The 13,001-nt window shown below is 67.2% G+C and carries 14 protein-coding genes; 8 read left to right on the forward strand and 6 right to left on the reverse strand.

The window, feature by feature from the left end:
- The first annotated feature begins 105 nt into the window (after nt 1–105).
- Nucleotides 106–759, forward strand: a complete 654-nt coding sequence (locus tag ACQPW1_RS08365; RefSeq protein WP_433662152.1) for an SDR family NAD(P)-dependent oxidoreductase — start codon at nt 106–108, stop codon at nt 757–759.
- Here the strand turns inward: ACQPW1_RS08365 and ACQPW1_RS08370 are convergent, their stop codons facing one another.
- Nucleotides 760–2,010, reverse strand: coding sequence for a cytochrome P450 (locus tag ACQPW1_RS08370; protein WP_433662153.1), 1,251 nt, complete (start codon nt 2,008–2,010; stop codon nt 760–762).
- Nucleotides 2,011–2,142: 132 nt separating this feature from the next.
- On the opposite strand from ACQPW1_RS08370, the gene ACQPW1_RS08375 reads away from it, so the two are divergent.
- Nucleotides 2,143–2,613, forward strand: a complete 471-nt coding sequence (locus tag ACQPW1_RS08375; RefSeq protein WP_433662154.1) for a winged helix-turn-helix transcriptional regulator — start codon at nt 2,143–2,145, stop codon at nt 2,611–2,613.
- Here ACQPW1_RS08375 and ACQPW1_RS08380 read toward each other — a convergent pair whose 3' ends face one another.
- Entirely contained in the window at nt 2,614–4,005 is a 1,392-nt protein-coding gene (locus ACQPW1_RS08380; protein ID WP_433662155.1) for a pyridoxal phosphate-dependent decarboxylase family protein, read from the reverse strand.
- 62 nt (nt 4,006–4,067) lie between these two features.
- On the reverse strand, nt 4,068–5,282 hold the full coding sequence (locus tag ACQPW1_RS08385; RefSeq protein WP_433662156.1) for a L,D-transpeptidase: 1,215 nt from the start codon (nt 5,280–5,282) through the stop codon (nt 4,068–4,070).
- 496 nt (nt 5,283–5,778) lie between these two features.
- On the opposite strand from ACQPW1_RS08385, the gene ACQPW1_RS08390 reads away from it, so the two are divergent.
- Entirely contained in the window at nt 5,779–6,327 is a 549-nt protein-coding gene (locus tag ACQPW1_RS08390) for a nuclear transport factor 2 family protein (RefSeq protein ID WP_433662157.1), read from the forward strand.
- On the opposite strand, the gene ACQPW1_RS08395 is transcribed toward ACQPW1_RS08390, so the two are convergent.
- Nucleotides 6,296–7,936 (reverse strand): FMN-binding glutamate synthase family protein, encoded by a 1,641-nt coding sequence (locus tag ACQPW1_RS08395; protein WP_433662158.1) that lies wholly within the window; start codon nt 7,934–7,936, stop codon nt 6,296–6,298. The genes ACQPW1_RS08390 and ACQPW1_RS08395 overlap by 32 nt on opposite strands.
- Nucleotides 7,937–8,210: 274 nt before the next feature.
- Between ACQPW1_RS08395 and ACQPW1_RS08400 the strand changes: the two genes are divergently transcribed.
- Nucleotides 8,211–8,660: an SRPBCC family protein gene (locus ACQPW1_RS08400; RefSeq protein WP_433662159.1), complete on the forward strand. Its 450-nt coding sequence runs from the start codon at nt 8,211–8,213 to the stop codon at nt 8,658–8,660.
- A gap of 4 nt (nt 8,661–8,664) precedes the next feature.
- Here ACQPW1_RS08400 and ACQPW1_RS08405 read toward each other — a convergent pair whose 3' ends face one another.
- Nucleotides 8,665–9,366, reverse strand: coding sequence for a M24 family metallopeptidase (locus ACQPW1_RS08405; RefSeq protein WP_433665184.1), 702 nt, complete (start codon nt 9,364–9,366; stop codon nt 8,665–8,667).
- Between the two features lie 137 nt (nt 9,367–9,503).
- Here ACQPW1_RS08405 and ACQPW1_RS08410 point away from each other — a divergent pair, with 137 nt between their 5' ends.
- Nucleotides 9,504–10,256: a GNAT family N-acetyltransferase gene (locus tag ACQPW1_RS08410; RefSeq protein WP_433662160.1), complete on the forward strand. Its 753-nt coding sequence runs from the start codon at nt 9,504–9,506 to the stop codon at nt 10,254–10,256.
- Here the strand turns inward: ACQPW1_RS08410 and ACQPW1_RS08415 are convergent.
- Entirely contained in the window at nt 10,253–10,903 is a 651-nt protein-coding gene (locus ACQPW1_RS08415) for a class I SAM-dependent methyltransferase (RefSeq protein WP_433662161.1), read from the reverse strand. The two genes, ACQPW1_RS08410 and ACQPW1_RS08415, sit on opposite strands and share 4 nt — an antisense overlap.
- 95 nt (nt 10,904–10,998) lie before the next feature.
- On the opposite strand from ACQPW1_RS08415, the gene ACQPW1_RS08420 reads away from it, so the two are divergent.
- The 3 genes from ACQPW1_RS08420 to ACQPW1_RS08430 all read left to right on the forward strand — a co-directional run bounded on the left by ACQPW1_RS08420 (nt 10,999) and on the right by ACQPW1_RS08430 (nt 12,994).
- A complete protein-coding gene (locus ACQPW1_RS08420; RefSeq protein ID WP_433662162.1) occupies nt 10,999–11,307 on the forward strand; it encodes a hypothetical protein in 309 nt (102 codons plus the stop codon).
- Nucleotides 11,308–11,545: 238 nt separating this feature from the next.
- Nucleotides 11,546–12,769: an IS110 family transposase gene (locus ACQPW1_RS08425; RefSeq protein ID WP_433654210.1), complete on the forward strand. Its 1,224-nt coding sequence runs from the start codon at nt 11,546–11,548 to the stop codon at nt 12,767–12,769.
- A gap of 39 nt (nt 12,770–12,808) precedes the next feature.
- Complete coding sequence (locus tag ACQPW1_RS08430) at nt 12,809–12,994, forward strand: GNAT family N-acetyltransferase (RefSeq protein ID WP_433662163.1); 186 nt, start codon at nt 12,809–12,811, stop codon at nt 12,992–12,994.
- Nucleotides 12,995–13,001 lie beyond the last annotated feature (7 nt).

Here is a 13,001-nt window from a genome sequence, read left to right on the forward strand (position 1 = left end):
CGTCTTGTTCCTTAGTCCGACTCGTTCGAGAGTACGCACGCGCGCGTAATACCCAGATCATCGGCGGTTATGTAGCCACACCTCGTCGCCTCTAGGCTCGAGATCATGTCTGCTCCCGTGCTTCTCGTGCTCGGCGCCGGTCCCGGTGTCGGATTGGCCGTTGCCCGCCTCTTCGCCGCCGACGGTTATGCGGTGTTCCTGGCCTGTCGGCTGCCCGAGGAGGCCGAGCCGCTGGCCGAACAGTTACGCGGCGAGGGCTTCGACGCGGAGGGCGTCGGCGTGGATCTGTCCGACCCTGCCGACGTGGCTCGCGTGGTGGCCGTGGTGGGGGAGCAGCACGGCCGGATCGACGTGCTGCATTTCAACCCGAGCATGTTCCGGCAGTCGGATCCGTTGCAGCTGTCGGTGCCGGAGTTGATCGAGGACTTCACCATCGGCGCCGCCGCGCTGCTGCCCGCCGTCCAGACGGCGCTGCCGTTCTTCGCCGCGGGCGCACGGGTGCTGGTCACCGGGAGCGCGGCGGCGGACAAGCCGTGGAATCAGGCCGCGTCGCTCGGCGTGCAGAAGGCGGCGGTCCGCAATCTGGTCACCAGCTTCGATACCACGTTGGCGCCCAAGGGGTTTCGGGCCGTGGCGGTGCAGATCAACGGGGTGCTCGGCGAGGGCGCGTTCACCAGGGAGCGGGTCGCCGAGGCGCTGCACGCCGCCGCCGTCCGGCCCCTCGACGAGTGGACACCGCACGTGTCCTACGACGGCTGATCAGCGCGGCAGGATCGCCGCGAACTCGATCGGCATGTGCGCCGGGCCGCGCAGATTCACGTGCTCGCGATAGACCGGCGGATCCGTGGTCAGCCGCGGTGCTTCGAGGCGTTGCGCGAACCGCGTGAGTGCCACGCGCGCCTCGAGCCGGGCCAGCGGAGCGCCCAGGCAGAAGTGGGCGCCGAGTCCGAAGGCCAGATGCCGGTTGTCGCGTGCCGGGTCGAAGTGGTCCGGGTCGGGGAACACGGCGGGGTCGCGCTGCGCGGCGGCGACCAGCATCACCACCAGATCGCCGCGCGCGACGGCGAGTTCGCCCACCGTCAGATCGTCGGCGGCGATGCGCGGGATCAGCTGCACCGGCGGATCGAAGCGCAGCGTCTCCTCGACAACGCCCTGTGCCCGTTCGGGATTCGCGCGCAGGGCAGCAAGCTCGTCGGGGCGGCGGAGCAGCGCGAGGGTCGCGTTCGCGATGAGGTTGACCGTGGTCTCGTGCCCGGCGACGAGCAGCAGCGCGCAGGTCGAGATCAGCTCCTCATGGGTGAGCATGTCCCCGGCGTCCTCCGCCGCGAGTAGCTGCGAAAGCAGATCCGGCCCCGGCGTGGCGCGGCGACGTTCGGTCAGCCGCTCGAAGTAGACGCTGAGTTCGGTTCCGGCGCGCTGCAATTCGGCCGGGTCGGCCCGGAACTCGGCGGCCTGACGCGACGTCGGATCCAAGGTGCGGGCCAGCAGCGACGACCAATGACTCAGCTGCGCTTCGTCTTCCAACGGCACGCCGAGCAGTTCGCAGATCACGGTCACCGGCAGCGGATAGGCGAACTCGGTGACGGCGTCGAATGTCCCTGCCGCCGAGTGCTTGTCGAGGATGTCGTCGACGATCTCGGTGATCCGCGGCTCGAGCTGCTGCACCACGCGCGGGGTGAACGCCTTCGACACCAACCGCCGCAGCCGGGTGTGATCCGGCGGATCGAGGAACAGGAACGACGGCTTTACCTGCTCCGCAGTGGTTTTCGTCGCATCGTAGATCGGCATCGAGCCGAGTTGTAGCTTCGCCAGCGAGCGGTCGACGCTCACCCTGGGGTCGCGCAGGACAGCCGTGCAGTCGGCGTGGCCGGGCACGATGACGACCGGCGCGCTGCCGATCCGGAACGGCCCGCGCTCCCGCAGCCGGGCGAACAGGGGATACGGGTTCGGCCGCACCGCGGGGTCGAGCAAGCCGACATAGTCGGCGGTCGACTGATCTGCTGACGTCATGGGAACTCCCACCTGAAGGGCCCGGCCGCAACCGGCTACGCCCATGGTGCGCTTGCCGCGCTCGGACAAGTAGTATTATTCCGATACTGACGGTAGGAATGCAATACCACCGACGAATGCGAAGATATCCGGATGACCATCCGACGCCCGGCCGATGATTCGGTGACCCGTGTCGTCGAGCTGCTCGGCGACCGGTGGACCATCCTGGTCATCGCCGAGGCGTTCTTCGGCGTGCGCCGGTTCAGCGATTTCGCCCGCAATATCGGCATCACCAACCGCAACCTGCTCACCAGCCGCCTGCGCATGCTGATCGACGCGGACATCTTCGCCCGCACCGACGAGGGCGGCGGCCGTGTCGACTACCATCTCACCGCCGCGGGTCGCGAGCTCTACCCGATCATCATCGCCATGTCGGCCTGGGGCGACCGCCACCTGGCCGATCCGGACGGCCCGCCGCTCATCCTCGAACACCGCACCTGCGGCCACGCGCTCACGCCACTGATGGTGTGCGAGCACTGCCGCAAAGAACTCGACCCCCGGGACGTCGACGCGCAGCCCGGCCCCGGCTTCCACCCGCCTCCCGCCACGGAAGCGGCGAGCTGATCAGGACAGCGCGAGTGCCGCGGCGGCGATCGCCTTGGCCGCCCGATCCACGTCGGTGTCGGTCGTTCGCCAGTTGCTGAACGCGGCGCGCAGCGCGGGTTGTCCGTCGTAAACCGTTGGTGTCAAGAAGGTTTCGCCGGTCTGCGCGACGGCGTCGGCCAGTGCGTCGATCCGTTCGACGGTCGGCCGGTCAGCGAGCGTGAAGCAGACGACATTGAGGCGGACCGGAGCGACGAGCCGCAGCAGCCCGCTCGCGGTGAGTTGCTCGACGAGGCTGTTCGCGCAGGAGATGTTGCGCTGCACGATATCCCGGTGACCGTCGCGGCCGTACGCGGTCAGCGAGAACCACGCGGCGAGCGCGCGCAGCCGCCGCGAGTTCTCCGGGACCAGATGCCCGAAATCCGGTGTGCCGGTGGGCGCGGTCAGGTATGCGGCGGAATTCAGGAAGACGCGCAGCTGTAGATCCCGGTGCCGGGTGAACTGCACCGCCGCGTCGTAGGGCACGTTGAGCCACTTGTGCAGATCGACGCAGACCGAGTCCGCCTCGCCGAGACCGTCGACCAGTTCGGCGTGTTCCGGCGACAGCGCCGCGAACGCGCCGAACGCGCCGTCGACATGCAACCAGAACGGATAACGTTGGCGCAGTGCGGCAATCGCACGCAGGTCGTCGAAGTCGACGGTGTTCACGGTGCCCGCATTGGCGACCACGATGGCGGGACGACCGTCCAGCGCCTCGAGCGCCGCTTCGAGCCGAGTCGAATCGACTGCTTCCCGGCCGGGCAGGGTCGGCACCAATCGCACACTGTCACGCCCGATTCCGAGCATGGACAACGACTTGACGATGCTCGAATGCGGCGTCCCCGACAACACGTGCACGGGCCCGAGCGCGCCGACTCCGGCCTGCGCCACCGAGATTCCCAGCTGTTCGCCGAGCCACTCCCGCGCGATGGCCAAGCCGACGAAGTTCGACACGGTCGCCTCGCTGACGAACGCCCCGGTGTGCCGTTCCAGGCCGAACAGTCGCCCGATCCAGCCCACCGTCAGATGTTCCAGCTCGGTCGCCGAGGAGTCCTCGCCCGACATCGCGTTCTGATCGAGCACCCCGGTCAGCCAGTCGCCCGCGACCGACGCCGGGGTGGCACCACCGGTGACGAAGCCGAAGTAGCGCGGGCTCGCGCTACCAGAGAACTGCGGCTCCCAGCTCTCGCGGAATCGCGCGAGCGCACCGCGCAGGCCGACGCCGTGTTCCGGAAGTTCCTCGGGCCCTACCGCTTTCGGTGCAAGCGCCACCGGCCGCGTCTCGATGCCGGTCAACATGTCCGTCGCCGACTCGCGCACCGCATCCAGCAGCGCGGGCAGCTCGGCGAGGTCGATGGCTAGGTTCTCGTCCACGCCTCGACGCTACGAGCCACCTACCCGACTTGTCGGGAGCCAGTCAGCAGGTGCTGGCCTTGCTACTTGAGTGCACTGCCTTGCTGCCACTGATCCCACGGCACGCCCCAGTCACCGTTCTGCCAGACATCGAGCGGCGCGCCACCGGTATTGCGGACCTCGACCACATCGCCGGGGACCGCGAAGTCGTAGAACCAGCGCGCGTTCTCCGGGCTGAGGTTCAGGCAGCCATGCGAGGTGTTGGTATTGCCCTGCGCCCACACCGTGGACGCCAGCTCGTGCAGGTAGATGCCGTCGGTGCTGATCCGGGTCGCCCAGTTGATGGTTTCCTTGTAGCCGAGCCGGGAGTTGACCGGCAGGCCGAAGGTGGACGAGTCCATGATCACCGGGTTGGCCTTGCTCATCACCGTGTAGACGCCGGGCTGGGTCCAGAAGGTGATCGTCTTGCCGCCGACGTTCTCGCTGCCGCCCATGCCCATCGAGGTGGGCATGGAGCGGATCATCTTGCCGTTCTCGAAGACCTGGACCTGCTTGTTGTTGTCGTCGGCGATGGAGACGTGCGAGGCGCCGATGGTGAAGGACGCCTTGGTGTCCTCCTGGCCGTACAGGCCGCCGCCGAGATCGACCGCGTAGATGTTCGCCGCGACGCTCACCTTGGTGCCGGACGGGTAGTACTCCTTGGGCCGCCAGTGCACGTGCTGGTTGTCGAGCCAGTACCACGAGCCTTCCACCGGCGGGTTGGTTGTCACCTGCAGGCGCTTCTCGGCGAGTGCCCGGTCCGGCACGTCCTCGTCGAAGTGGGCGGCGATGACGGCGCCGACGCCGAACGTGCCGCCGTCGAGCAGCCCGCCGCCGGTGGTCTCGAAGTAGACCTTGGTCTGGTTGTTCGGTGTCAGCGTGGAGAACGTCGAGGCGACCGGGCCGCTGCGGCCGGTGATCGTGAGGCCCTCGGCGGTGATCGTGTAGGTGTGGCCGTAGCCGACCGGTTCGGTGGGCTTCCACGCCGTCTTGTCCGGCGTGAGGATGCCCTCGATCGGCTTGCCCTTCTCATTGGTCATGGTGACCGAGGTCAGCACGCCGTCGCCCGCGGTCACCTGGACCGGAGCCTTCGGATCGACATCCTTCGCGCCAGACGCCGGGGTGATGGAGATAGCGGGCGGCGCGGGGTCGGCCGATCCCGGCTTCTTCGACTCCGACGCTGAACAACCGGCAACCACCAGTGCGGTTACCAGGATGACAATCCCGGCAACACTGGATCGGAAGCGGCGACTCGACATGATTTCTCCTGTGTTCGCCGTGCGCTTCCCGCTGCGCACCCTCGACTTACTGTCCCGCTCAGCAGTTTACCGGCCCGTGGGCGGTGGTTTTCCCGCGCGGGACAGTCGTCAGTTACTGGGGCCGAACATGAAGTCGGTGGCCAACTGCTGGGCGGCCTGTTCGCCGAGGAACGGCTGGAGAAGCACATAGAGAATCGTCGACATCGGAAAGCTCCCGATCAGGTATAGCGGTACAACTTCGCCCCCGCGGTGTTCGCCGAACCCCGGCTTCGTTGACGCGGCTCGACCTCCATGCGAACAACCCAAGGCTATGACCGCCGTCACTGATCGGCAAACGGACACGCGTCATGGCAGGTGGCCGGAACCGGTGCTGACCAGTGGCGAGCGCCACAGCGGATTCGCCGCATGCTCATTGACGGTTCATGTTTGCTCATGATTTGCTGACTCATCTTCGAGCGATCGACCGGCATGATGGGAAGGGCTTGTGATGATCAGCATGACAACCGCTCCGCAGGACCGGAGACGTATCGGTAGCCGGAGCACTGCCGCCGGACTGCCCGACGCCGCCGTCGAACGTGCCGCGATCGAACGCTTCTACGAACTGCTGTTCCTCCAGGACCACGAGCAGATCCTGGACCTGGTCACCGCCGACGTGCGATTCCACGCACCGTGGCAGCTGCCCGGCCTGCCGGACACCATCGAGGGCCGCGCGGAGTTGGGCGAAAGCATGCTCTGGTGGAGCACCGAACTGTGGCAGCCGGGCAGCCTCTGCCGCATCGCCGTGCGCCCGTTCGCCGCACCGCACGCCTGGTTCGCCAACATCGAGGGCGACTTCACCGCGCTGGAGAGCCAACGTCCCTACCACGCAACGTTTCTCAGTGAAATCCGCTTCCACGACGGCCAGATCGCCGGAGTACAGCAGCATCACAACACGCTCAATCAGATCATCGCGTTGGGTGCCGATGTGCCGGGCATCAATGTGCCCGGCTACGGGCCCGGCTCGCACCGCGGCTTTACGAGCGACCAGGACGAGGCCGTCGCCTGACACACCGGGCGGCGGGATGCGGCGCGTTGATCCGGAACGAGTCGGCCGAGGCATAGTTCCAGTCCTCGCGCCAGGCCGCCGGGGTTTCGGCGAGAAGCGCACCGGGCGTGAGCCATTCGTACAGCTCGGCGTAGGAACGGACGGTCGTGGCCGAAACCCGTTTACGGAGCATGTGTGGCGTGAGGTCGGCCGGGTGCTGGACGCCGAGGGTGGCCATCAGGCCGACGGCCTGTGCGACGACCGCCTGCTGGTAACGCTGGACGCGAATGCTCTTGTCCACCACGTCGAGTGCGCGGGAGCGCTTGGGGTCCTGGGTGGCGACGCCCACGGGACACTTGTTGGTGTGGCAGACCATCGCCTGGATACAGCCGACCGCCATCATCATCGCCCGCGCGGAATTGGTGAAGTCGGCGCCCTGGATGAGGCGGATGACGATATCGCTTGCGGTGGCGACCTTTCCGCTGGCACCGAGTGAGATCCGGTCGCGCAGCCCGGTGCCGACGAGTGCGTTGTGCACGGTCATCAGCCCGTCGGTGAGCGGCAGACCGACGTGGTCCTCGTATTCCAGTGGCGCGGCGGCGGTTCCGCCCTCGGCGCCGTCGATGGTGATGAAGTCCGGGGTGATGCCTTCGGCCAGCATCGCCTTGCAGAAGGCGAGCACGTCGATCCGGGAGCCGACGCAGAGTTTGAACCCGACCGGCTTACCGTCGGAGAGCTCGCGCAGCCGCGCGATGAACTCGATCATCTCGCGCGGCGTCGAGAAGGCCGAATGCATCGGTGGGCTCACGCATTTCACGTGCTCGGGCACGCCGCGGAAGCCCGCGATCTCCGCGGTAACCTTCGCGGCGGGCAGCACGCCGCCGATACCTGGTTTCGCACCTTGGCTGAGCTTCAGCGAGATCGCCTTGACCCGGTCGTCGGCGGCCTTGTCGGCGAACTGTGCCGGGTCGAAATCGCCTGCCGCGGTGCGCGCGCCGAAGTAGCCCGAGCCCAGTTCCCAGATCAGGTCGCCGCCGCCGTCGAGGTGGTAGGAGGTGAGTCCGCCCTCGCCGGTGTCGTGTGCGAAACCGCCAAGGGCCGCACCGTGATTCAACGCGCGGATGGCATTGCCCGAGAGCGCGCCGAAGCTCATCGCCGAGACGTTCATCAGCGACATCGCATAGGGCTGGGTGCAGTCCGGCCCGCCCACCAAGACCCGGGGCGGCTCCGCCGGTTCGGGCACCGGAGCGATCGAATGCACCAGGTACTCGCTGCCGATCGCGCTGAGGTCGCGCTCGGTGCCGAACGACTGCTCACCGTGAATTCCCTTGGCGCGCTCATAGATTGTCGAGCGGACCTCGCGGTCGTAGGGGCGTCCGTCGAAGTTGCGCTCCACGAAGTACTGCTGGATCTCGGGCCGGATCTCTTCGAGCAGATACCGCAGATGTCCGATCAGCGGGTAGTTCCGCAGCAACGAGTGCCTGCGCTGGAGCAGGTCGTAGACCCCGAGCAGCAGCAGCGCGCCGAGCAAGATCAGCACGACCGACCAGGCCCAGCCGCCGATCACCGTGGCGAAGCCGACGATCAGCATCGCGGGTACCAGCGCACCGAACAGGAAGAAACGCAGCATCGGCCATCCTTCTGATCGAACGCGACCCGGAGCGGAATCCAAGCGACAGCGGAATCGATCCTACTGAGCGACGCCGTCCGATTGCGTGACCAAGAGTAGGTCGAGTTGGTCGCGGCAGTCGCGCAACGGCTGCACCGAGTACAACCTCGGCGGCTGAACCCGGCGGCACGTCGCCGAGCAGGCAGCTCGCGTATCCGGCCGCGGGCTGATAGAAAGTGCCGTAGTTCGGCCGAACTACGGCCGGGTGCAGGCGGTCGGAGGAGGCGCTTTGTCGATGATCACGGTTACCCGCGAGATCGCCGTGCCAGCGGAGCGAGTCTGGGCAGTGATCACCGATATCGATCGCACCGCCGAGGTGATCAGGGGCATGACCCGGCTGGAACGCCTCGACGGCGGAACCGGTTTCGGCGTCGGCACCTCCTGGCGGGAAACCCGGGTGATGCTCGGCAAGGAAGCCACCGAGACGATGACCGTGACGGCCGTCGTGCCCGGCCAGTCCTACACCACGGAAGCCGATTCGCACGGCACCCACTACCGGTCCATCTTCACCCTCACGGCGCAGGGCGCCAACACCCTGCTGGCAATGGGTTTCGAAGGCGTCCCCGAGGGCAAGGTCGGCCGCTTCGCCGCCTTCATCGGCAAAATGATGGAAGGCCCGACCCGTCGCATGCTCCGTCGCGATCTCGACGACATCGCCACCGCCGCCGAACGCCCCGAGGGCTGAGCGACTACACCGCGGGCCGGATATCGAGCAGCTGTTCGAAGAACCCGCCGATGTTGTTCGCCCGGTCCACCAGGTGGATCTCCAGAATCCAATGGCAGATCCGGCCTTTGGGATCGAGGCGGCGCATCGGCGGGGTCGAGCCCGCCGCGACGTACGAGGTGATCGCGCTGCCGGAGATCTGCTTGTGCGGGAACTCGCCGACCAGATGCCCGGCGATCTCCGCCGTCATCGCCCACCCCTGCTCGGCCGCCTGCTTGGTAACCCAGGTGTAGAGCTCTTCCCCGGTGATATCGGGATGCGCGTCGAAGTGGGCGCGCCCCTGCTCCCAGAGCGGCTCCAGCGCGTCCCGCAAGGCCAGCTTGGCCGGATCGTCGCCGAGCACATAGGTGCGACCGAAGTCGGCTTCCCATTCCGCGAAGATCGGCCCGAAGTCCAGGAAGCAGATGTCGTCCGCGCCGATGATCCGATCCGGCGGGTTCGAACTGTACGGCTCGAGTGTGTTGATCCCGGATCGCACGATCCGCTTGTGCCAATACCGTCGCGTCCCGAACATCTCGTCGGCCAGATCGCGCACCGCGTCACTGACCTCGGATTCGCGCGCCCCCGGTGCGATGATCCCGCGAGCGACCACCTCGTCGAACAACGCGACGGCATTGGCCTCCGCCGCCAACAGGGCGGAAACCCGCTCGGCCTCGGCCACGTCCAGCGTCTCCATACCTCGACCCTAGATCATTTAGACCGACCGGTTCGCCGTCGATCCGGCACGCGCGACATCCCTGCGGAGCCGCCCGATCATGAGCAAGTTTCTTGCGTCGAGCGGGCCGAGGTCGGAAGAATCGACGCATGCCAGTGTTGACGGACGACTTGGTCGCCGCCGAAAGGTTCACGCAGTCAGCGCAACCCGTCCTCGTCACCGGCGATGGGCTGCTGCTCCGGCCGTGGACGGCCGATGACGCGCCCGCGGTCTTCGAGGCGTACGGCGATCCCTCGATCCAGCGCTGGCATGTCCGCAGCGCGAACTCGGTTGCCGAGGTCTGCGATTGGATCGAACGGTGGGCCGGCACGTGGCGTGCGGGCGTCGGCGCGCATTGGGCGGTCGTCGATGCCGACAGCGAGCGGCTGGTCGGCCGAGCCGCGTTGAAGGACCTGGAGCTGGCGGGCGGGCAGGCCGAGGTCGCCTACTGGACCGCGCCCGCCGCACGCGGCCGAGCCGTCACGCCGCGCGCGGTCGCCGCGCTGACGACGTGGGCCTTCGATGTCGGGTTCCATCGACTCCAGCTGTCCCACTCGGTGGCGAACCAGCCGTCCTGCCGGGTCGCCGCCAAGCTCGGCTACGCACTGGAAGGAACCATGCGGAGCGCGGGGCTGCACGCCGACGGCTGGCACGACATGCATCTGCATGCTCGCATCGCGGACGGGTATCCGGCGGGCATGAGCGGACCAGAGAAGGATCGGACGACGGCCGAAACGCAGCAGGACGAGGCCGACTTCGCGGAAGAGCATGCCAAGGCAACGTATGCCGACGAGCATCCGAAGGGGGCCGAGCTCGAGACCGATGAGTCGACCCCGGACGGTCACGGCGGCATGGACCTCTAGACGCGGCGAATCCGGGCCAGCCACGCCGCGACGTTGATCGAACTACCCTCGGGCACGCCGAGGTCCGGCTGCTGTTCGAGGGCGCCCGCGGTGACTCGGCCGCGATAGCGGGTGGACTGGAGATCCTCCAATTCCCAACCGTCGGTGAATGATTCGCGGATCAACGAGTCGCTGATCTGCGGTCCGAATCCGGGTCCATCGTCGGACAGTGCGAGGATGTCGACCAGCCCGCCCGGCTTGCACAGTGCGTGCAGGCTGCGCACATACGCCGCGCGCGCGTCGGGCTCGGTACCGAAGATGTGGAACAGCGCGCTGTCCACGATCGTGTCGTAGACCGGCGGCGTACCGGCATCGCCGAGGGCGATGGCGTCGCCCACATCGAACCGAGCGGCCGGAACCCCTTGCGCGGCAGCATTTCTGCGCGCGAACGCGACCGCGCTGGCAGCCAGGTCGATACCGAGCACGTCATACCCGAGCTTGGTCAGCAGGATCGTGTGTTCCCCTGCTCCGCAACCGATGTCGAGCACCCGCCCCTGAATCCAACCGTCGCGCTCCAGCGCGACGATCGCGGGCTGTGGTTCATCGATCACCCACGGCGCGATGTCGTTGTCGTAGGCGGAATTCCAGAAATCGGCGGATCGAGTCATACCCAGCATGCTGCACCCTGAACAAGGGTTGAGGTCAACGCCCGGCTCCGAAAATCGGTGGCTCACGAACAGACCGCTCCGTAACCTCACCGCCCATGGTCTACGAACATCCGCTGGCCTACCTGCTCGGGTTGGAGGAGCCGCAGGCGCCGGTGTACCGGCCATGCTCATCTGGGACTTTCAACTGGACGGAACTGAAGCGCGGCATGGGCATCGACTATCAGTGGCGAGGTGAACTCACCGACGACGAGGTTGTCGAATTGACGTTGTCCCACGATGGCAACGCAGAGGTGGGCTGGTGGGATCGAGTCCGCCCGCACAGCCTGGGCTGGGGCACTGCTCGTTTCGGTGGCGTGCTGGTCGGATTCGTCAACACTGCCTGGGATGGCGCCGAGCACGCCTAATCAGTTCTGGGAGTGAGCTATCCGGCACACTCCTGGTAGTAGCCGGCCGGTAGGTGAGCACTTTCGCACCCTGGACTTCGAGTCCTGGAGAAAGACCGTGCCCCTGCCGGTAGGCCGGGAGAGTTGATCGCTGCTGGGATGTCGTGCCCGCCCGAATGGGCGTGAGCACTGCTTGATTAGGTCGCTGATGGTTCTCCTGCTGGCTGCTCGACGGTGATCGGCATTAGCAATTGGAGGATTGTTGCGACTGTTCGTAGGAGATGACTGGGCTGAAGACCACCACGACGTGGAGGTGATGGACACCGCCGGGCGCCGCCTGGCCAAAACGCGCGTGCCCGAGGGCGTCGCCGGAATGGCGAGACTGCACGCGATCCTCGGCGGCCTGGTCGACGACGCCGACGAGGTCGAGGTCCTGGTCGGGATCGAGACCGACCGCGGTCCCTGGGTCGGGGCGCTGGTCGCCGCCGGATACACGGTACTGGCGGTGAATCCATTGCAGGCGGCCAGGTTTCGGGACCGGCTGGGAGTCTCGGGTGCCAAAAGCGACGCTGGTGACGCTCACGTGCTGGCGGATATGGTCCGCACCCATTCCCACGAATTGCGACCTGTCGCTGGGGATTCCGCGCGAGCCGAGGCCGTGAAGGTGGTGGCCCGTGCTCACAAGACGATGATCTGGGACCGAACTCGCCACACCCAGCGGTTGCGTCACGCTCTGCGTGACTACTTCCCCGCCGCGCTGGCCGCGTTCGACGACCTCGACGCCGCCGACACCCTGGAACTGCTCGCCAAAGCACCCACCCCAGCTGCGGCGGCCCGGCTCACGATCCCCCAGATCAGTGCCGCGTTGAAGCGGGCGCGCCGCCGCAACGTCGCCGACAAAGCCACCGCTATTGCGGCCGCACTGCGCAGCGAGCAGCTCGGCCAGCCCGAGGTCGTGGCGCAGGCCTACGCAGCCTCGGTCCAGGCGCTGCTGGCGGTCCTGACTGTCCTCAACACCCAGATCAAGACGTTGCAGGGGCAGGTCGAGGCGCATTTTGGGCAGCACCCGGCCGCTGAGATCATCGCGTCCCAGCCCGGTTTGGGACAGGTCCTCGGTGCCCGGGTGCTCGCAGAGTTCGGTGACGACCCCGACCGCTACCGCAGCGCCAAAGCCCGCAAGAACTACGCGGGCACCTCCCCGATCACCCGCGCGTCGGGCAAGAAGAAGGTCGCCCTGGCCCGGTTCGTACACAACGACCGGCTCATCGACGCCCTCACCACCCAGGCGCAATCCGCGCTGATGTGGTCCCGGGGCGCCCGCGACTACTACGACCGTCAGCGAGCCCGCGGTGTCGGTCACTACGCCGCGCTACGCCAGCTCGCCAACCGACTCGTCGGGATCCTGCACGGCTGCCTCAAAACCGGAACCCTCTACAACGAGACCACAGCCTGGCCCGACCCAGCTCAGCAGTCCGCTGCTTGACATTCAAGCTCCTGGGATGTCTTTCTGCTCGACCCCAAGGTGCGCCCCGGCCACCGACATGCCGGAATCGGTACCGAGCTCGTCCGGCGCGCCGCCGAAGCGGCCCGCCGAGCAGGCTGCACCTGGCTGCACGTCGACTTCGAGGAACACCTACGCCCCTTCTACCTCGAATCCTGTCGCTTCCGGCCGACCGCCGCCGGGCTGCTGCACCTGCGCGATCAGTAGGGGACAG

Source organism: Nocardia sp. CA-128927 (assembly GCF_050955855.1).
In the GTDB taxonomy this organism is placed as follows: domain Bacteria; phylum Actinomycetota; class Actinomycetes; order Mycobacteriales; family Mycobacteriaceae; genus Nocardia.